The organism is Nocardia sp. NPDC059195 (assembly GCF_042754695.1).
Lineage (GTDB): Bacteria > Actinomycetota > Actinomycetes > Mycobacteriales > Mycobacteriaceae > Nocardia.
In genome coordinates, this window is sequence record NZ_JBHZBG010000001.1 from 464549 (window position 1) to 483148 (window position 18600).

Below are 18600 nucleotides of genomic sequence, written 5' to 3' on the forward strand. Positions count from 1 at the left end.
CTCAGGCCCCGAGCAGGAAGTCGAGGTGCAGGGCGTCGAAGGTCGCGGCGTCCTCGTACTGCGGCCAGTGCCCGCAGTTCTGCATCACCACGAACCGCGCACCGGGGATCATCGAGGCCATCCGCCGTCCCTCGGCCACATCGGCGGTCGGGTCGTGGCTGGTCCACACCACCAGGGTGGGCGCGGTGATCTGCCCGTATTCCTTCTCCCCCAACAGGTTCCGCTCCCGAATCACCGGATCCTGCAACGCCATGATGTCGTGCATCGCGGCCGCGAACCCCGGCTGCCGGTAGACGCGCTGCCTGCTGGCGACCAGATCGGCGTAGTCCTTGGACTTGTCGGCCATCAGCCAGGTGATCCGTGCCTGCACCGTCTCCCAGGTGGGTTCGACGGCCGCGGCCATCGACAGGGTGACGATGCGGCGCATCACCTCGGGGTCGGCCTGGGAGCCACCCGCGGTGTTGAGCACCAGGCGGTCGACCCGGTCGGGGTGGTCGATGGCGGCGCGCGCGGCCACCCAGCCGCCCAGCGATTCGCCGCTCAGCGACGCCTGCCGCACCCCGATGGTGTCGAGGAAGGCCATGAGATGGTCGACGTAGTGCGCGATCTCGAGTGCGTGACCGGGTTTACCGGTGTAACCGTGGCCGAGCATGTCTATCGACCAGGTGGAGAAGTGCGCGGCGTGGGCGGCCAGATTGCGGACGTAGGCTTCCGCGTGCCCGCCGGACCCGTGCAGCAGCACCAGGGTGGGCAGATCGTCGGCGCCCGCGTGCAGGTAGCGGGTGCGTACCCCGCCGACATCGAGGTACCCCTGGGTAAACGGCACGCCCTGCAGGTCGCTCCACACGCTCTCGTGCTCGGACAACTTCGTCACTCCCTCTGCCCGTTGACTGTTCACTGCGCTCAGCACTCCACCGGCTTGCCGGTCGCCGCGGCGTGCCCGGCCCGGTGGCCCCACACCATGGCGGGGCCGATGGTGCCGCCAGCGCCGCCGTAGGCCCGCCCGGTGACCCCGGCCATGGCATTGCCCGCGGCGAACAGCCCGGGGATGACCGAGCCGTCCACGTGCAGCACCCGGCCGTCGCGGTCGGTGCGCGGCCCGCCCTTGGTGCCCATCGCACCGACCGTCACCGGGACCGCGTAGTAGGGCCCGGTATCGATCGGGCCGAGGGTGCGGCCCACCGCGGTCGTGGCGTCCTGGTCGCCCCACCAACCGTCGTAGGCGCTCGCGCCGCGGCCGAAGCCCGGATCGTGGCCCGTCGCGACATCGCGGTTCCAGCCGGTCACGGTGGCGGCCAGGCCGTCGGCATCGACCTCGATGCGCGCGGCCAGGGTGGCCAGGTCAGCGGATTCGTTGAACCAGGCGGGCACCGGCTCACCCGGTGCGACACCGAGGAAGCCGTAGCGGCGCAAGTGTTCGGCGTCGAAGACGATCCAGCCGGGATCGTTGACGTAACCGTCGCGCGGGTCGAGGTAGTGGAAGGCACCGGCCATCGAGTTGTACTCCGCGGCCTCGTTGACGAAGCGACGCCCGTGCCGGTTGACCATGATGCTGCGCGGTCTGGTGCGTTCGAGCCGGACGCTGCGGCTGCGCGGATGACCGTCGATGGTGTCACCGGGGATCTGCACCACCGGCACCCACCAGGCCTCGCTCATGGTGCCCAGATCCGCGCCGTGCGCCATGGCCATCCGCAGGCCGTCGCCGGTGTTGTTGGGCGGTGAGACCGGGCCGCGCATGGGTCCGCGCAGGTAGGTCTGGGTGAGGACCGGGTCCCACTCGAAGCCGCCGGTCGCCAGGATCACGCCGTGGCGGGCGCGCACGGTGGAATCGCCTGCCGCCGTGGCGATCCGGACGCCCGCGATGGTGCCGTCGGCGGCGATCAGCTCGACCGCGCGGGCACCGGTGCGCGGTACCACGCCCGCGGCGAGTACACCCGCGAGCAGGCCGGCTACCAGGGCGGTGCCCGCTACGCACAGGTCGGCGGTGCTGTCCTCGCCCACCGAGGCGTGCAGTCGGGCCCTGGTCTCGGCGTCGAAGCCGACATTGCTCCAGTCGGCCGGGAAGGTGGTGAGGCGATCTCGCCACGGGCCGAGCTCGGCCAGATCGAAGGCGACCGGGCTCAGCGACCGGCCGCCGCCCGGCTTACCGCCGGGCAGTTCGGGCTTGTAGTCGGGGAATCCGTCGGCGATCTCGAAGCGCACACTGCTGTGTTCCTCGACGAAAGCCATGGTGGCCGCACCGGTTTCGACAAAGGTCCGCACCAGGTCCTCGTCCATGGAGCCGAAGGACTGCGCGCGCAGATAGGCCATCGCGTCCGCGACGGTCAGCGGTTCGCCCTCGGCCCGGTCGTGCGCGGGAATCCAGGCGATACCGCCGGAGACCGCGCTCGTGCCGCCGACGGTCGGCGCCTTCTCGAACACCGCCACCGACGCGCCCGCGGTCGCCGCGCTCAGTGCCGCGGTGAGGCCGGCCGCACCGCTGCCGAGAACGACGACATCGACCTCGGTGTCCCACGCGACGGTCGACGGATCCTGCTGCGAAGTCACTGTCCCGCTCTCCTTGTCGGCCGCCGTCACCCGACCAGGGGCGGCAGCACCTGGCGAGATTCAAATTATCATGTGAAGAGAATGTTATTCTCCGAAGGCAGGCGCCGCAATCTTTTCGCAGATCTGGTGAATGAGCAGCCCTCTCGGAGCCGCATACCCCGGATTCGCCGACCGCAGATGATGCGGGCCCACGCAGCAATCGCGAGCTATCGCTTGCGGCGAAACGTCGGTTAAGAGTACGGTTCTCCTATCCGGCAAGTGATGTTCTTGCACGGACTTCCCTGTCGTGCCGCTCCGATCGCGCGACAGCTGCGCTGGAACAGGAGAGCATCCGTGAGCATCGACGATGCCGCCGACCGGGACCGCAAGGCGAACCGATACCACTTCGACCGGCACACCCCGGAATACCGGCACCGCTTCACCGAGATCACCCACGACCTGCACGCCAAGTGCCCGGTCGCCTGGACCGATACCTACGACGGCCACTGGGTGGCGGCGGGGGCCGACGCGGTCTTCGAGCTCGCCCGCTGCCCGCACGTGTCCAACGACCACGACCTCAACGGCGAACGCAACGGGTACAAGGGCATCTCGATTCCCACCGCCCAGCGCGCGCAACTCGTGCGCGGCGGGATTCTCGAGATGGACGATCCCGAGCACCGGCTCTACCGGCAGGTGCTCAACCCGTACCTGTCCCCGGCCGCGGTGCGCCGCTGGGAACCGGTGATCGACGAGATCGTGCGGGCCGCGCTCGATGAGAAGATCGAGTCGGGCCGTATCGATTTCGTCGACGACCTCGCCAATGTCGTGCCCGCGGTGCTCACGCTCGCCATGCTCGGTATCCCGCTGACGAAGTGGTCGCTCTACAGCGAACCGGTGCACGCCGCGGTGTACACCCCGGAGGACTCCCCCGACGCCGCGCGGGTAGCCGAGCTGCACCGCGCGATGGGAATCGACCTGCTGACGAGCCTGGCCGAGGTCAAACAGCATCCGCGCCCCGGCCTGCTCGAGGCGCTCACCGAACTGCGCATCGACGGCGAACCCGCACCCGATCTCGAACTTCTCGGCATGCTCGGCTTGATCATCGGCGGCGGTTTCGACACCACCACCGCGCTCACCGCGCACGCACTCGAGTGGCTGTCGGCCAATCCCGAGGATCGCGCCCGGCTCAGCCGCGACCGCGAGACCCTGCTCGCGCCCGCGACCGAGGAATTCCTGCGCTACTTCACCCCGGCGCCCGGCGACGGGCGCACCATCTCGGCCGACGTCGAGATCGAGGGCACCGAATTCAAAGAAGGCGAACGGCTCTGGCTGTCGTGGGCGATGGCCAATCGTGACGCCACCGTGTTCCCCGATCCGGACGACATCGTGCTGGACCGGCGCGGCAACCGGCACTTCAGCTTCGGGCTCGGCGTGCACCGCTGCATCGGGTCCAATGTGGCGCGCACGGTGTTCAAGTCGATGCTCACCGCAGTACTCGACCGGATGCCCGACTTCGTCTGCGATCCGGCCGGCACCGTGCATTACGACACGATCGGCGTCATCCAGGGCATGCGCAATCTGCCCGCCACGTTCACTCCGGGCCCGCGTCTGGGTGCCGGCCTCGACGAGACCCTGGCCAAACTCCAGATCATCTGCGACGAGCAGCAGCTCGCGGCATCGGTGACGGTGCGGCCCGAGATGGCCCGGATCGACTGATGCGCACCCACGCCGACGGCACGACCACCCCGTCCATCGATGCGAGCGTGCACATCTTCTTCGCCTCGAACCGGGATCTGCGCGATCATCTGCGCGAGCCGTTCAAGAGCCGGGGCGTGCCCGATGTGGATCTGGACTGGTACGGGGCGCCGGGCGGCGAATACCTCACCGGCGCACAGGGTCCCGGCCGTCGAGCACCGGGCTCGGACCCGGCCGTGGTCGCCGGGCACCTGTTCGCCGACCGCGGCGTGGATGTGGCGGTCCTGCATCCGATGACCAGGGGCATCCTGCCCGACCGGCATCTGACCTCGGCGGTGCTGGCCGCGCACAACGACATGCTGGTCACCCGGTGGCTCGAGCACGAGGAATTCGGGCACCGGTTCCGTGGCACCTTGCGGGTCAACCCGGAGGACATCCCCGGCGCGCTACGCGAGATCGCCCGCTACGGACAGCATCGGTCGATCGTGCAGGTCGGGGTGCCGCTGCAGTCACGCGAGCTCTACGGCAAACCGCAATTCTGGCCGCTGTGGGAGGCGGCCGCCGCGGCGGGGCTGCCGGTGGCGGTGCACATCGAGACCGGGGAGAGCATCGCCTTCCCGCCCACGCCCTCGGGCCACACCCGGACCTATGAGCAGTACCTGGGGTTCATGTCGCTCAACTACATCTATCACCTGCTGAACATGATCGCCGAGGGCGTCTTCGAACGGTTCCCCGAGCTCCGGTTCGTCTGGGCCGACGGCGGCGCGGATCTGCTGACGCCGTTCAGCTGGCGGATGGACACTTTCGGCAGGCCGCATCTCGAGCAGACCCCGTGGGCACCGCGGATGCCGAGCGAGTATCTGCCCGACCACGTGTTCTTCGTTCAGGACCGCCACGACGGCCCACCTGAAGACGCCGAATTCGCCGCCGAGTGGCTGGGTTTCACCGGCAAGGACGACATGGTGATGTTCGGCTCGAGCTACCCGCACTGGCAGGCCACCGAGTTGGGCGCCTTGTCGCCGGGCCTGACAACCGAGCAGCGCGACAAGCTCTGCTGGCGTAACGCGGCCCGGCTCTACGGCATCGAGGTCCCCACCGCCGCCGCGGTGCCCAGCTAGTTCCAGGAAGGACGCGTATGCCGCCGATCCAGCACGAGCAGCGTGCCGCCGCACCCGAGCAGGTCGCCGTTCGAGTCGTCGACTCCGACGTGCATCCGGTGCCCCGCCGCGGCGAACTCGTCGAGTACATCCCCGAACCGCACCGCAGCGACTACTTCCTCAGTCACCGCGTCGGTGACACGATCATCTACGACGCGCCCGACTACGCGCATTCCTACGCGATGCGCGTCGACGCGTTCCCCGTCGACGGCCAATTCCCGGGCAGCGACCCCGAACTGGCCTACCGGCAGCTGATCGTGGAGGCAGGCTCCGATATCGCCATCCTGGAACCGACCGTGCGGGCCACCCGGCTGCCGCAGGCGACCCAGGCCATGGCCACCGGCATCAATCACTGGCAGGCCAACCACTGGCTCGATCCGGTCAACAACTGGCATCAGCGGTGGCGCGGGTCGATCTGTGTCGCGGTGGATGATCCGGTCGGCGCGGTCGCCGAGATCGAGCAGTGGGCCGGGCATCCGTACATGGCGCAGATCCTGCTCAAGGCCGAACCGCGGCCGTCCTGGGGCGATCCGAAATACGACCCGATCTGGGCGGCGGCGACGCGCCACGACCTGGTGGTGAGCTGTCATCTCGGGCGCGGCGCGTTCGAGACGATGCCCATGTCGCCGGTCGGATTCCCCAGCTACAACCATGATTTCATGGTCAGCTACTCGCTGTTGGCGGCCAATCAGATCATGAGCCTGATCTTCGACGGCACCTTCGACCGTTTCCCCGCGCTGCGGTTCGTGTTCGTCGAGCACGCCTTCACCTGGATTCTGCCGCTGATGTGGCGGATGGACGCGATCTACGCCTCACGCAAGCAGTGGATGACGATCGGGCGCAAGCCGTCGGAGTACGTGAAGGAGCACATCCGCTTCACCACCCAGCCGCTGGACTATCCCGAGGACAAGACCGAGCTGACCAGGGCGCTGGAATGGATGGACGCGGGCCGGATCCTGCTGTTCTCCTCGGACTACCCGCACTGGACCTTCGACGATCCGCGCTGGCTGGTCAAGCATCTGCCCGCGGCGGCCCGGGATCGGGTGATGTTCGGCAACGGCATCGAGACCTATCACTTGCCGGAATTCGTTCCGGCACTGCCCGATTCGCGGCGGAGGCGCTGAGATGACCGAGGACAGCACGACTCCCGGCGAGCAGCCGCGCCTGGCTCAGGGCCGCGAGCACGTGGTCGCCACCGTCGAGGAGATCCCGCCGGGGTCGTCGAAGGTGGTGCCGATCGGCCGGTTCGGGGTCGGGGTCTACAACGTCGGCGGCACCTTCTACGCCATCGCCAACTACTGCCCGCACGAAGGCGGACCACTGTGCTCCGGGCGGACGCGGGGGCGGACCGTGGTGGACGAGAGCGTCCCCGGCGACGCGGTGATGGTGCGCGACAACGAGATCCTCTACTGCCCGTGGCACCAGTGGGGCTTCGAGCTGGCCACCGGGACCACGGTGGTCAAGCCCGAGTGGAGCATCCGGACCTACCCGGTGCGTGTGGTCGACGGCACCGTCGTCGTCCAGGCCTGAGCGGACCTGCGATGCCCGCAGTGACGGTGAACGGCGGCCGCGTCGTCTACGAGATCCTCGGTAGGACAGGCACACTCGTGGTGCTGACGCCGGGCGGCCGGTTCGGGATGGATATTCCAGGACTGCGGCCGCTGGCCGAAGCCTTGGTCGAGCACGGGTACACCGTGCTGCTGTGGGACCGGCCCAACTGCGGGGCCTCCGACGTCCAGTTCTACGGGGTGAGCGAATCCCATATGCGGGCGCAGACGCTCGCGGGTCTGCTCACCGAGCTGGACCTGGGTCCGTGTGTGCTGGCGGGCGGGTCGGGCGGTGCCCGGGATTCGCTGCTGACCGCGATCGAGTATCCCGAGCTGGTCACCCGGCTGGTGCTGTGGAACATCGTCGGCGGGACCTACGGCCTGTTCAATCTCGGTGCGCACTACATCCTGCCGAGCCTGCAGGTGGTCCGTGGCGCCGGGATTCCCGGGCTGCTGAAACTGCGGGAGTGGCGCGAGCGCGTCGCCGAGAACCCCGGCAACGAGCAGCGGCTGCTGGCCCTCGACCGCGACGAATTCGTGAAGCTGTCGCTGCGCTGGCTCAATGCCTACGTGCAGAAGCCGGGGCAGACCGTGCCGGGTGTCGACGACGAGCTGTTCGACCGGATCCGGGTGCCCACCTTGATCATTCGCGGCGGCGCCAAGGATCTGGATCATCCGCGACGCACTTCGCTCGAGATCTCCTGCCTGATCGAGGGCGCGGAGCTGATCGATGCGCCGTGGCCGGAGGATGCCTGGGAGCGAGCCATGGAGGATCGGGCCACCGGCCGGGTCGACCGGTTCAACCTGTTCGACACGTGGGTGCTGGCCGCACCGGCGATCGCCGAGTTCCTGGCCCGCCCATGAGACCGCCCATCGCAGGCTCACCGCAGCAGCAGGCGCACTTCGGCATTGAGTGCGGCCTCGAGCGCGGTCAGCACCCGGCTCTCGGGGATCCGGACCAGGTCGTCCTCGCGCAGGGTCACGGTGACGATGTCGAACCCGGCGTCGTCGAGTGCCCGACAGACTTTGCCGGTGAGGCCGAAACCGGCCAGCACGCCGTGCACGTCGTCGTCGGTGCCGCGACTGACGAAGGTCACCGCGCCGGGCACCGGCACGGTCCCGAACGCCCGCGCGCACGCGTCAACCAGGTCGCGCACCGCAACGGCGGGGTCGTCGGTGGCCACCTGGAACCGCAGCTCCGCACCAGGATCCGCACACGGCCCCGGCATGGCATCGGCCCGCAGCGCGCGCAGCCCCGCTGCCCGCCGTGCCGGGGTCAGTATCCGGGTGGGGTCCACATCGATGCGCACAACGGCGGTCCTCATGTCACCCAGCCTAACCGCGCGGGCCCGCACCCATACTCGACTTAGGCTAACGAAAGCGGTTGTTATGCAGGCTATTTCGGAGCAGATCCCCGAGGCATTCGCAGTGTCCGACGCCGGGTGCGTCCCACGGCTGCTGCGCCCGTTCGCCGTCGAGACGGCGGTACCAGCATGAGAGTCCGCCTCGATCGCACAGTCTGCGACGGTTTCGGGGTGTGCGCCCGCCACGCGCCCACGCACTTCCCGCTCGACGACTGGGGTTACGCCGTCCTCGACGGCGACAGCGACATCGATCCCGCCGATCAGCCCGCCGTCACCCGCGCACTGCTGGACTGCCCGGTGCACGCGATCACCGAGCTACCCGATCCCGACCACGACGAGGAGCAACCATGAGAGTCGCAGTGGACCCACAGATCTGCGAGGCCAACGGTGTCTGTATGGGCATCGCGCCGACGATCTTCGCCCTGGACGAGGACGACATCCTGCACATCGGCGACCCCGTACTGCGCGCCGAGACCGCGACCCTGATCAAGGACGCGGTCGCGCAGTGCCCGCGCGCCGCCCTGTCTGTCGTGGAGTAGACCCGCTGAGGAAGAAGTACCTGGCACAGCACGCCGCCCTGGTTCAGATCGGCGACAATGGCCCGCGTGCAGATCGAGGAGATCGCCGCCTTGGTGGCGCGCAGTGAGCCGCGGCTCGGTTCGACCAAGCTGGTCGCTGTCGATGGGCCTGGCGGCGCCGGCAAGTCCACTCTCGCCACACAGCTCGCCATGGCCTGCGACGCCACGCTCCTGCACACCGATGACTTCGCCTCGTGGGACAACCAATTCGACTGGTGGCCCAGGCTCGAACGACAGGTCCTGGTTCCCCTCGCGATAGCACGATCGGGCCGCTACCAGCGCTACGACTGGCAAACAAAGACACTGGCGGAGTGGCACGACATCGAACCACCCAACGTGCTGATCCTCGAAGGGGTGTCCTCGGCTCGGGCCGCGGTGCGCAATCGGTTGTCACTGTCGGTCTGGGTCGAGACCTCCGCTGCCGTCCGGCTCGCACGCGGGCTCGCACGCGACGGGCAGGACTCGCTCGCGTTGTGGCAGCGCTGGATGGGAGCTGAGGACACCCACTTCGCCGCTGACGGAACGCGCGAGCACGCGGATGTGATCGTCAGCGGGCAGTGACGCCAAAAATGCCGCGGCGCCGGGATTCAGCGCCGGGGCAGGCCGAGGACGCGTTCGGCGATGATGGTGCGCTGGATCTCGGAGGTGCCGCCGGCGATCGTGCCTGCGAAGGTGCGGACGTAGCGTTCGAACCAGCCCGGTGCCGATTCCTCCAGGCTCAGTGGGCTGTAGCGCGCGGTGACGTCGGGATGGATCAGGCCACGGGGGCCCGCTGCGGTCAGCGCGGCGGACGCGCCGGCCTGCACTGCTTCGGAGCCGAGCAGTTTCAGTACCGACAGGCCCGCGACGTCGTCCTCGCCGCGGGCGGCACCGGCCAGTGCCCGGGAACCCAGCAGGCGAAGGGCTTGGGCGTCGAGGGCGAGCGTGGCGTAACGGTCGGCGTCGAGCGGGGTCGCCGGGTGGAAGTCGGCGAGCAGGCCGTCGAGTCTGCTGGCGAAACTGAGCCAGAGCAGGGTGCGTTCGTGGCCGAGTGAGCCGTTGGCGACCCGCCAGCCCTGGTCCACCTCGCCCACGATGTTCGCCGCGGGCACCCGGACCTCGGTGAAGAACACCTCGTTGAAGTCCAGGTCGTCGGGGTCGGCCACCGAGGCGAACGGTCTGCGCTCGACTCCGGGCAGGTCGGTGGGGATCAGGATCGCCGAGATGCCACGGTGTTTCGGCGCGTCCGGGTCGGTACGCACGAAGGCCAGCAGGACGTCGGCGTCGTGGGCACCCGAGGTCCACACCTTCTGACCGGTGACGACGAAGTGGTCGCCGTCGCGGACGGCCCGCGTGCTCAGCCCGGCCAGATCCGAGCCCGCGCCGGGCTCGCTCATGCCCAGCGCCGCGGTGAGGTCGCCGCGCAGCACCGGAATCGCCCATCGCCGTTGCTGTTCGGGCGTGCCGAAGGTGATGAGCGAGGCGGCTACGATGCCGACACCCTGCGGATTGAAGCTCTCGTGGATGCCGCGCCGGGCCAGCTCCTCGCGGTGCACGTACTGCTGCACGATGCCTGCGTCGCGACCGCCGAACTCCGGCGGATATCCCGGCACCAGCCAGCCCGCGTCGAATTGCACCCGCTGCCATCTGCGCGCCCAGTCCGGCAGGTGCGCGCTGGAGCGCGGACGCGGCGCCGCGCCCGCATCGGTGGGCAGGTGCTCGTCGAGGAACGCGATCAGATCGGCGCGGAAGTCCTCCACGTCCTGGTCAAAGCGCAGCTGCACGGTAGTGCCTCGCAATCGTCGCCCGGTGCTCGTCAGTTCCGCCGAGCAGCATCTCCCCCGCTTTGGCCCGCTTCAGCGCGAACTGCAGGTCGTTCTCCCACGTGTAGCCCATCGCGCCGAACAACTGCAGTCCGTGCCGGAAGACCAGTTCCTGGCACTCGCCCGCGGCCGCCTTGGCCATGACCGCCGCGAGCCCGGCGCGCTCGTCGGCCTCGGCCAGGGTCAGCGCGGCCCAGTAGGTGAGCGCGCGTGCCCGCTCGACGGCGACGTGCATATCGGCGGCTTTGTGTGCCACCGCTTGGAAAGAGCCGAGGGGAGCACCGAATTGGTGGCGCTCGCGCACGTGTGCCACGACCAGGTCGAGCACGCGCTGACACGCGCCGACGATGGTCGCGGCCAGCCCCGTCAGCGCGCTCGCGCGGGCCCGCGCGACGTCACCGCCGGTGGCGCTGTCGGCCGCGACCCGCACGTGATCGAAGGTGACGGTGGCCAGGTGCAGGACCGGATCGAAGATCGCCGAGCGGCGCGTGTGCACCTGTCCGGCCTCGACCACGAAGACCCCCGCGCCGGTGACGACGGCGAGCAACTCGGCACGATCACCGTCGAGCACCTCGGCCGAGCCGTGCAGCACCCACTCGGCACCCTCGCGCCGGGGCGTGATGCCGGCGAACACCGCGGCTCCGGCCACCTCGGCGGGCGCCTGCGGCACGAGCGGCGCGAACTGGCTGGTGGTGGCCAGATACGGCGTCGGATCGCAGGCCCGGCCCAGCTCCTCGTGCACGATGGTCAATTCGACAGCGTTCTCCTGATCGGTCATCGCCGTCCAGCCGTGCTCGACATAGCGCTTCCACAGCGACCCCGGGTCCGCCCCCTGGTCCGCGACGGCCCGGACCAGTGTGGGCGGACAGTGCTTCGCGACGACCTCGCGCACGGTGTGCTGCCACAACCGCTGGTCGTCGTCGAACTCGAGCAACATCCGACCCGCCTCCTCTGCTCCCATCCACGATGAGAACGTCATTCTTATTTCAAGGATAGTATGTACTCTTCAGATAAGAAGCTGATTTCCAGACTCCGAGGAACCGCCGTGGCCTACGTCATCACCCAGAACTGCTGCAAGGACGCCTCGTGCATCGCGGCCTGCCCGGTGGACTGCATCCGCCCGAGCGAGGGCGATGACGGCACCCAGATGCTGTTCATCGATCCCGAGACCTGCATCGACTGCGGCGCGTGCGCGGACGAGTGCCCGGTCGACGCGATCTACTCCGAATACGATCTGCCGCCGGACCAGGAGCGGTTCCGGGAGCTCAATGCCGCCTATTTCCGGCGACATCCGCTCGAGGTCGGCGACATCACGGCCCCGGCGCAGCGCGCCGCCGTGGCGCACGGCACCCTGCGGGTAGCGATCGTCGGGGCCGGTCCCGCGGCCTGCTACGCGGCCACCGAGTTGCTCGGCGCCGACGGCATCGAGGTCGACATGTTCGACCGGTTACCCACGCCCTACGGTCTCGTGCGATTCGGGGTCGCGCCGGACCATCAGCGCACGAAATCGGTGGTCCGGATGTTCGACAACGCCTTTCGCACCGAGCGTTTCGGCTGCCATCTCGCCGTGGAGATCGGCGCCGCGCTGACCCACCGGGATCTGCTCGACCACCATCACGCGGTGATCTACGCCGTCGGCGCCCCGGACAGCCGTGAGCTCGGCATCCCCGGCGAGCAGCTGCCCGGACATCACGCCGCCGCCGATTTCGTCGGCTGGTACAACGGCCATCCCGACCACGCCGCCCACCGATTCGACCTGACAACCCGGCGGGCAGTCCTGATCGGCAACGGCAATGTGGCACTGGATGTCGCCCGGATGCTGCTGGCCACACCGGCCGCGCTCGCCGCGACCGATATCGCCGACCACGCGCTGGCGGCCTTGTCGGCACAGCGAATCGAAGAGGTGGTGATCCTGGGCAGGCGCGGGCCGCGCGAGGCGGCCTTCTCCGTCGGTGAGTTCAGCGCGCTCGGCCATCTCGGCGGGGTCGATGTCGTCATCGAGGCCGGGGATCTGTCACCACATCCCGACGACGACGTCGAGACCGCGGCGAAGCTGGAACTGGCCCGTGAATACGCCGACCGCCCACCGACGCCGGGCAACAAGCGCATCGTCTTCCGATTCCATGCCGCACCAACAGAATTGGTCGGCACCGAGCACGTCGAGGCACTGCGGGTGAGCGGCGATCCGGAGCCGATCGAGACCACCCTGGTCTTCCGTTCGATCGGCTATCGGGGCAGGCCTGTCGACGGCCTGCCCTACGACACGCGCACCGGCACCGTCCCGCACCGCGAGGGCCGGGTGGTCGACACCGACGGCGCCTCGGTGCCCGGGGTGTATGTGACCGGCTGGATCAAGCGCGGACCGCGCGGTGTCATCGGGACCAATCGGGGCTGCGCCGCCGAGACCGTCGCGGGCCTGCTGGCCGATCACTCGAACGGCGACCTGGATCGACCCGTCGCGGATCGTCAGGCCTTGCTCGAGCTGATGACCGACCGGGGACTGACACCGGTGGACTGGCCGGGCTGGCGCGCGATCGATGCCGCCGAGCGGGAACGCGGGGCGGCGCGGTCGCGCCCGCGGGTCAAACTCGTCTCGGTCGCCGAACTCCTCGATACCGCGCGCCGCCGACCCCAGCTGCTGGCCTAGTTACTCGCGGGCCCGCCACACGGTGACGACGAGGGAGGCGAGATCCAGCGCCGGGCTGAGCCCGACCTTGCCCGAGGCCGCGTGCTCCTGGAAGGCCTGGACGACCTTGTCCGGGTCGTCGTCGAGTTCGTAGACGGCCAGGTAGCTCTGCCCGGCGGAACCGGCACCCGGCAGCTGCGCGGGCACCCGCCCGTAGCGCTCGCCGGCCACCACGCCGGGGACCGCGAGCACCTCACCGAGGTGCACGGTGTCGTACCACTCGTTGAACTCGGCCTCCTGACCTGCCGTCGGATTCGAGAACACGAGCATCTTCGATCGGGCCATCGCCGTTCCCCTTCAGGGTCGAGAATTGAAATTTTGCACTGCGAGAACCAGCGTCTCACAAGGAGTTGATCATGACCAGGGCAGAACCGCTGAGCTCGTCAGCCCGTCGGGAGCAGTCGCTGCCACTGCCCGGCGGGCGGCTCGGCGAGATCGCCCTGCCGGTACAGCTTGCCGTCGGGACCGACGTAGTTGCCGGTCCGCGGGTCGTATTCGGCCAGTCCGGCCCCGATCCGCGACGGCACGGCGTTGGCGGGCCGATCGCCCGGCTGCGGCACCGGCCGGGTATCCGAGGGCACCCCCTGCTCCTCGAGGCCCGGATCACGGGGATAGGGACCGGTTTCCGGCTGGGTGGTGGCCAGCGGGACGTACTCCTCGTCACTGTTGCACAGCGCCGCCGTGGCCGCCCGCTTGCCCGGGCGCGCGGCACACGGAATGTTGCGGGCGCCGCGGACCGCGATATCGGAGTCCTGGGGCAGCTTGCAGTACATGCCGTCGGGGGTATCGATGGTCTCGGTGTCCTCCGGGGAACGCCAGAGAGCAGGCGGCAGGAAGCCGACGGTGCAGGTCACCGGATCGGACAGGTTGCCGAAGCGGAAGTCACCCAGGCCGAGGCCCGAGGCGTTCCGGGAGGGCTGGACCGCCTGGATCATCGAGATCGACGGTGGCAGCAGGACCAGGATCTGTTCGAGGCCCGCGTTGTAGGTCACCGCCAGCTGCCCGATCGAGGTGAGGTTCGCCAGCAGTACCGGCAGCGTCAGCTCGACGGACTCGAACAGCGCGCCGACCTCGTTCGCGAAGCCGGGGCCGGTCTGTAGCAGCGACCGGACCTGCGGATCGTCGGCGACGAGCTGTCCGGTGACACCGGCCAGACTGCGCGTCCACACCTGGATGGCATCGGTGGTTCGGGCCTGCGCGTCCAGCAGCGGCACACTGTCGGTGATCAGCGTCGCGGTCGAATCCGACACGGAGTTCAGGCTTTTCGTGATGGTCGCGGCCGAGGCGAGCAGCGAGTCCAGTTCCGGTCCTGCGCCGTTGACACCCTGGAACAACCGGTCGAGCAGGTCGTGCAGCCGTTCGACGGGAATGGTCCCGACCAGGGCGCTGAGCCGGTCCAGCATCGGACCGACCTGCTGGGGCACGGTCGCGTCGGCGGCGGTTATCACCGACCCGTCCCGCAGGTAGGGACCGGCGTCGGTGCGTGGCCGCAGGTCGACGTACTGCTCCCCCACCGCCGAAACACTGCGCACCTGCGCCTCGAGATCGGCCGGAATCGGCCGCCCGGCATCCACGGTCATGGTCGCCCTGACCCCGGTCGCGGTCAGCTCGACGGCGGTCACCTTGCCGACCTGCACGCCGCGATAGGTGACATTGCCGAACCGGTACAGGCCACCGGATTCGGGCAGTTCGAGGTACACGGTGTGCGTGCCGACCCCCAGCAGCGCGGGCAGGCGCACGTACACCGTCAGCATCAGCGTCAACCCGATCACCGACAGCACCGCGAACATCACCAGCTGGGCGCGGACGAGTCTCGACAGCAGCATCAGCGTTCTCCCGGAACAGGTTCCACGCCGACCCCGAGCGGGTTGGTCGTCGGCCGGGCATAGCCGGGATCGCCCACCGCCGCTTGGACGACGGCGGTCGGGTCACCCCACGGTGTCCCGAGCAGCAGCTCCCGGCGCAGGCGCGGCACGGTGAGGTCGACCGTGGCGTGCAGATTGAGATAGTCGCCGCGCACCGCACGATCGATCACCGACTGCCCGTAGGGATACACCGTGGCGTAGGCCAGCGCGGCGTCGATGCGCGGGCCGACGTCGGCGAGCGCGCGCAGGGTCGGTTCGAGATTGCGCAGGTTGGTCACCAGATCCGACTGCACCTCGGTCACCACCGAATTCGCGGTGTCGCTGAAGACCCGCAGCCGGTCCAGCGCGGTGGTCAGGGCGGGCTGTTCGGCCAGCAGCACATCGAGGGCGGCGGGCAGTTCCCGCAGTGCGTCGGTGAGCACATCACGCTGGCCGGCGAAGGTGGCGGACAACCGTTCGAGGCCGTGGATGGCGGCGACGATGTCGTCGCGCTGGTCGGCGAGCGTGCCCATGACGGTGTCCAGCCGGGTGATCAGGGTGCCGATCTGCTGCTGACGGCCGTCGAAGGCATCGCCGAGGCCGGAGACGATGTCATCGAGCTGACCGAGTCCGCCGCCGTTGAGCACCACCGACAGCGAGGCCAGGGTCTGCTCGGTCGACGGATAGGTCGAGGCCTGGTTGAGCCCGATCGTGCTGCCCGGCACCAGCGCACCGACGGGGGCGCCACCGTTCGGGGTATTGAGGGCGAGATGGCTGGACCCGAGCAGGCTGGTCTGGCCGATCGTGGCGACCACGTTGCCCGGCACGGTGGTCTCGGGCCGGATATCGACGTCGACCACGGCGTGCCAGCCTGCCAGCCGGATCCGGCGCACGCTGCCGACCACCACGTCGTCGACCAGCACCGGCGAATTGGCCACCAGCGTCCCGGCATCGGCGATCTCGACCGACAGTCTCGTCGACCCTGAACCACCCTCCGCGCCGGGCAGCGGCAGCGAATTCACGCCCTGCCAGCCACAACCGGTCAGCGTCAGCAGGACGGTCGCGGCGGCCAGTGCGCCGATCCGCTTGCGCTGGTGCGCGATTCGCGTCCATGCGGTCATCGGGGTCCTCCCGGGAACAGGATCTCGGCCAGCGTCGGCAACGGCGACGCCGGGGTCGCCGGCGCTCCGACGGCCTGCGGCACGAGGTCGGGTTCGGTGTAGATGAGGTTCTCCGGTTGGGCGGCCGGGCTGAGCAGCGGCGTGATCGGGATCGGCAGGTTGTTCAGCTCGGCCGTGTTCAGCAGGGGCAGGACCGGGCCGAGGTACTGGTGGCATTTCTGGGCCGACTCCGCCGAGGTGGTGTTCTCGATAGCCGCGATCGCCGAGCACACCAGCTGCACCGGGTTGGAGAAGTTGTTGAGCCCGAACACGCCCGCTTCCGTGCCGGTGTCCGGGTTGTAGATGTTGTAGAAGTTGGCCATGCTCGTCGGGAAGATGTGCAGCAACTGTTCGAGATCGTCGCGATGGTCGACGAGGTTCTGCGTGACGTTCACGAGTCCCTGCAACTGCTGTCCGGCCCGGTCGCGGTTGGCCCGCACGAAACGCTGCACCTCGGTGACCGCGTGCGCGAGTTCGGTGAGGGCGGAGTCCAAGACGGTCCGGCTGTCGTCGAGCACGCTGGTCAGCGAGGCCAGCCGGTTCTGGAATTCGACGACCTGGACATTGCTGTCGCGCAGGGCGGTCACGAAACGCTGGAGATTGCGGACGATCGCGACGATGTCGCCGCTGCCGTCGGCGAGGATCCGCCCGATCCCGGACAGCTCGGTGAGTGCCTGGCGCAGCGTGTCGCCGTTGCCCTCCATCGCGTTCGCGGCGCTGTCGACGAACTGCCCGAGCGAACTGGACGAGAGCTCGTGGCCCGGGCCGAGATCGGTGGCCAGGCGGGTGAGCTGGGTTTTGATCTCGTCCCATTCGACCGGTACCGCGGTGCGTTCCAGCGGAATCGTCGCGCCGTGTGCCAGCCGCGGGCCGGTGTCGCGGTAGGCGGGGGTGAGCTGCACGTAGCGGGAGTCGACCAGGCTCTGCGCGATGATCACCGCGCGGGCGTCGGCGGGTACCGGCACCTCGCGGTCGACCTCGAGCACCAGTTCGGTGCTGGTGCCGTGCGGTTCGATCGACACGATCGAACCCACCTTCACCCCGGACACCCGGACGTCGTCGCCGGGGTAGATCGCGGTGGCGGACGTGAATACCGCCCGAACGGTGTACGGCCCGAACAGCTCTCGCCAGCCGACCAGACCGCCCGCGAGCAGCGCCACGACCACGACCAGGGCGGCGCCGACGCGCAGGACATCGCGGCGGGTCATCGGGGAGCCGCCGGCGTCGGCACCGGGATCTGGCTCGGCGGCTGCACGCCGAAGGCCTGATCGATGAAGGGCTGGAGCAGATGGCCGTCGAGCAGGTTCACCACGAACGCGTTGTAGAACGGGCCGCCGGAGACCGCTTCGCCTTGTGTCAGTGAGACTTTCGCCAGGCCGGGCAGCGCGGCCGCGATATTGTCGCGGTTCTTTTCGAGCATGGCCACGATTGAGTTGAGCCGGTCCAGCGTCGGCGCGAGTTCGGCTTCGTTGTCGGCCACCACCCCCGACAGCTGGGTGGCCACGGCCGAGACGTTCGCGAGCAGATCCACGATCGCCTGCCGTCGCTGGGCAAGGACCTGCAGCAGTGAATTCGCGTCCAGCAGCATCGTGTTCAGCCTGCTGCTGCGTTCGCCGATGATGCCCGACACCTCGGCGGTGGCGGCGAGCAGCCCGCGCAGCGACTGGTCACGGCTGTTGACCGACCGGGACACGTCGGTGAGCCCGGTCAGCGCGGGGCCGAGGTGCGGGGCGATCTGGTCGAGAGTCTGCGCGAGCAGGGTCAGCGAACGGTCGAGGGCCGCGGTGTCGATCTCGCGCACATTGGTGGTCAGGTCGCCCACGGCGTCGGTCAGCGAATAGGGCGAGGAGGTCTGTTCCACCGGGATCACCCGGTTCGGCCGCAGGGTGGCGTCGCCGCGCGAGGTGAGTTCGAGTATTCGCTGACCGAGCAGCGAGCCGGTTTTGATCCTTGCCTCGGTCTCGGCGCCGAGCACGATGGCGTCCTTGACGGCGAAGTCGACCCGGGCGTCACCGTCGTCGAGGCGCACCCCGACGACCTGGCCGACGGTGACCCCGGACAGGACCACCTCATCGCCCACCGCCAACCCACCGGCCTCCTGGAAGACCGCGCCGTAGCGGACAGTGGTCGCCAGCAGGATGAACTGGTGGGATTGCAGACCGATGGCGATCACGCACACGGCCAGCATGAGACCGATCACGCCCGGCAGCGCCAGGTGCGCACCGCGATACTGTGCCATGC

At 69.1% G+C, this 18600-nt stretch carries 19 protein-coding genes; 9 read left to right on the forward strand and 10 right to left on the reverse strand.

Going from position 1 to position 18600, the window contains the following annotated elements; translation table 11 throughout:
• Position 1: 1 nt before the first annotated feature.
• Positions 2-865 (reverse strand): alpha/beta fold hydrolase, encoded by an 864-nt coding sequence (locus ACFXKN_RS02105; protein WP_378949429.1) that lies wholly within the window; start codon positions 863-865, stop codon positions 2-4.
• 38 nt (positions 866-903) lie between these two features.
• Complete coding sequence (locus tag ACFXKN_RS02110; protein WP_378949432.1) at positions 904-2547, reverse strand: FAD-dependent oxidoreductase; 1644 nt, start codon at positions 2545-2547, stop codon at positions 904-906.
• Between the two features lie 333 nt (positions 2548-2880).
• On the opposite strand from ACFXKN_RS02110, the gene ACFXKN_RS02115 reads away from it, so the two are divergent.
• From ACFXKN_RS02115 to ACFXKN_RS02135, 5 genes are read left to right on the forward strand one after another with little or no spacing between them, the layout of a single operon-like run.
• Positions 2881-4242, forward strand: a complete 1362-nt coding sequence (locus tag ACFXKN_RS02115; protein WP_378949435.1) for a cytochrome P450 — start codon at positions 2881-2883, stop codon at positions 4240-4242.
• Positions 4242-5339, forward strand: coding sequence for an amidohydrolase family protein (locus tag ACFXKN_RS02120; RefSeq protein ID WP_379432185.1), 1098 nt, complete (start codon positions 4242-4244; stop codon positions 5337-5339). The genes ACFXKN_RS02115 and ACFXKN_RS02120 overlap by 1 nt, the downstream gene beginning before the upstream one ends.
• A gap of 17 nt (positions 5340-5356) precedes the next feature.
• Positions 5357-6502, forward strand: a complete 1146-nt coding sequence (locus ACFXKN_RS02125; RefSeq protein WP_379432186.1) for an amidohydrolase family protein — start codon at positions 5357-5359, stop codon at positions 6500-6502.
• A 1-nt stretch (position 6503) separates the two neighbouring features.
• On the forward strand, positions 6504-6908 hold the full coding sequence (locus tag ACFXKN_RS02130; RefSeq protein WP_379432187.1) for a Rieske (2Fe-2S) protein: 405 nt from the start codon (positions 6504-6506) through the stop codon (positions 6906-6908).
• Positions 6909-6919: 11 nt separating this feature from the next.
• Positions 6920-7789 (forward strand): alpha/beta fold hydrolase, encoded by an 870-nt coding sequence (locus ACFXKN_RS02135; protein WP_379432188.1) that lies wholly within the window; start codon positions 6920-6922, stop codon positions 7787-7789.
• A 17-nt stretch (positions 7790-7806) separates the two neighbouring features.
• Here the strand turns inward: ACFXKN_RS02135 and ACFXKN_RS02140 are convergent, their stop codons facing one another.
• Positions 7807-8250 carry a hypothetical protein gene (locus ACFXKN_RS02140; protein ID WP_379432189.1) on the reverse strand — a complete coding sequence of 148 codons (444 nt, stop codon included), beginning with the start codon at positions 8248-8250 and terminating at the stop codon, positions 7807-7809.
• A 168-nt stretch (positions 8251-8418) separates the two neighbouring features.
• Here ACFXKN_RS02140 and ACFXKN_RS02145 point away from each other — a divergent pair, with 168 nt between their 5' ends.
• From ACFXKN_RS02145 to ACFXKN_RS02155, 3 genes are all read left to right on the forward strand, one after another.
• Positions 8419-8640 carry a ferredoxin gene (locus tag ACFXKN_RS02145; RefSeq protein ID WP_378949454.1) on the forward strand — a complete coding sequence of 74 codons (222 nt, stop codon included), beginning with the start codon at positions 8419-8421 and terminating at the stop codon, positions 8638-8640.
• Positions 8637-8828: a ferredoxin gene (locus ACFXKN_RS02150; RefSeq protein ID WP_378949458.1), complete on the forward strand. Its 192-nt coding sequence runs from the start codon at positions 8637-8639 to the stop codon at positions 8826-8828. The genes ACFXKN_RS02145 and ACFXKN_RS02150 overlap by 4 nt, the downstream gene beginning before the upstream one ends.
• 66 nt (positions 8829-8894) lie before the next feature.
• Positions 8895-9428 (forward strand): uridine kinase, encoded by a 534-nt coding sequence (locus tag ACFXKN_RS02155; protein WP_378949461.1) that lies wholly within the window; start codon positions 8895-8897, stop codon positions 9426-9428.
• 26 nt (positions 9429-9454) lie between these two features.
• Here ACFXKN_RS02155 and ACFXKN_RS02160 read toward each other — a convergent pair whose 3' ends face one another.
• Both ACFXKN_RS02160 and ACFXKN_RS02165 read right to left on the reverse strand, forming a co-directional pair.
• Positions 9455-10630, reverse strand: coding sequence for an acyl-CoA dehydrogenase family protein (locus ACFXKN_RS02160; protein ID WP_378949464.1), 1176 nt, complete (start codon positions 10628-10630; stop codon positions 9455-9457).
• The gene (locus ACFXKN_RS02165; RefSeq protein WP_378949467.1) at positions 10614-11606 is read right to left on the reverse strand and encodes an acyl-CoA dehydrogenase family protein; all 993 of its coding nucleotides are present in this window, start codon (positions 11604-11606) and stop codon (positions 10614-10616) included. The genes ACFXKN_RS02160 and ACFXKN_RS02165 overlap by 17 nt, the downstream gene beginning before the upstream one ends.
• 108 nt (positions 11607-11714) lie before the next feature.
• On the opposite strand from ACFXKN_RS02165, the gene ACFXKN_RS02170 reads away from it, so the two are divergent.
• A complete protein-coding gene (locus tag ACFXKN_RS02170; protein ID WP_378949775.1) occupies positions 11715-13316 on the forward strand; it encodes an FAD-dependent oxidoreductase in 1602 nt (533 codons plus the stop codon).
• On the opposite strand, the gene ACFXKN_RS02175 is transcribed toward ACFXKN_RS02170, so the two are convergent.
• The 5 genes from ACFXKN_RS02175 to ACFXKN_RS02195 form a co-directional block, all read right to left on the reverse strand.
• Positions 13317-13640: a hypothetical protein gene (locus ACFXKN_RS02175; RefSeq protein ID WP_378949470.1), complete on the reverse strand. Its 324-nt coding sequence runs from the start codon at positions 13638-13640 to the stop codon at positions 13317-13319.
• Between the two features lie 98 nt (positions 13641-13738).
• Positions 13739-15181 (reverse strand): MCE family protein, encoded by a 1443-nt coding sequence (locus ACFXKN_RS02180; RefSeq protein ID WP_378949473.1) that lies wholly within the window; start codon positions 15179-15181, stop codon positions 13739-13741.
• Positions 15181-16320 (reverse strand): MCE family protein, encoded by a 1140-nt coding sequence (locus ACFXKN_RS02185; protein ID WP_378949476.1) that lies wholly within the window; start codon positions 16318-16320, stop codon positions 15181-15183. Before ACFXKN_RS02185 ends, ACFXKN_RS02180 begins: the two co-directional genes overlap by 1 nt.
• A complete protein-coding gene (locus ACFXKN_RS02190) occupies positions 16317-17567 on the reverse strand; it encodes an MCE family protein (protein ID WP_378949479.1) in 1251 nt (416 codons plus the stop codon). The genes ACFXKN_RS02185 and ACFXKN_RS02190 overlap by 4 nt, the downstream gene beginning before the upstream one ends.
• On the reverse strand, positions 17564-18598 hold the full coding sequence (locus ACFXKN_RS02195; protein ID WP_378949777.1) for an MCE family protein: 1035 nt from the start codon (positions 18596-18598) through the stop codon (positions 17564-17566). Before ACFXKN_RS02195 ends, ACFXKN_RS02190 begins: the two co-directional genes overlap by 4 nt.
• Positions 18599-18600: the final 2 nt, after the last annotated feature.

Bases quoted from the DNA above. Each gene is read 5' to 3' on its own strand.
- ACFXKN_RS02120 (WP_379432185.1), top strand. From the start codon at position 4,242: ATGCGCACCCACGCCGACGGCACGACCACCCCGTCCATCGATGCGAGC.
- ACFXKN_RS02125 (WP_379432186.1), top strand. From the start codon at position 5,357: ATGCCGCCGATCCAGCACGAGCAGCGTGCCGCCGCACCCGAGCAGGTC.
- ACFXKN_RS02130 (WP_379432187.1), top strand. From the start codon at position 6,504: ATGACCGAGGACAGCACGACTCCCGGCGAGCAGCCGCGCCTGGCTCAG.
- ACFXKN_RS02135 (WP_379432188.1), top strand. From the start codon at position 6,920: ATGCCCGCAGTGACGGTGAACGGCGGCCGCGTCGTCTACGAGATCCTC.
- ACFXKN_RS02140 (WP_379432189.1), bottom strand. From the start codon at position 8,250: ATGAGGACCGCCGTTGTGCGCATCGATGTGGACCCCACCCGGATACTG.
- ACFXKN_RS02145 (WP_378949454.1), top strand. From the start codon at position 8,419: ATGAGAGTCCGCCTCGATCGCACAGTCTGCGACGGTTTCGGGGTGTGC.
- ACFXKN_RS02150 (WP_378949458.1), top strand. From the start codon at position 8,637: ATGAGAGTCGCAGTGGACCCACAGATCTGCGAGGCCAACGGTGTCTGT.
- ACFXKN_RS02165 (WP_378949467.1), bottom strand. From the start codon at position 11,606: ATGTTGCTCGAGTTCGACGACGACCAGCGGTTGTGGCAGCACACCGTG.
- ACFXKN_RS02175 (WP_378949470.1), bottom strand. From the start codon at position 13,640: ATGGCCCGATCGAAGATGCTCGTGTTCTCGAATCCGACGGCAGGTCAG.
- ACFXKN_RS02180 (WP_378949473.1), bottom strand. From the start codon at position 15,181: ATGCTGCTGTCGAGACTCGTCCGCGCCCAGCTGGTGATGTTCGCGGTG.
- ACFXKN_RS02185 (WP_378949476.1), bottom strand. From the start codon at position 16,320: ATGACCGCATGGACGCGAATCGCGCACCAGCGCAAGCGGATCGGCGCA.
- ACFXKN_RS02190 (WP_378949479.1), bottom strand. From the start codon at position 17,567: ATGACCCGCCGCGATGTCCTGCGCGTCGGCGCCGCCCTGGTCGTGGTC.
- ACFXKN_RS02195 (WP_378949777.1), bottom strand. From the start codon at position 18,598: ATGGCACAGTATCGCGGTGCGCACCTGGCGCTGCCGGGCGTGATCGGT.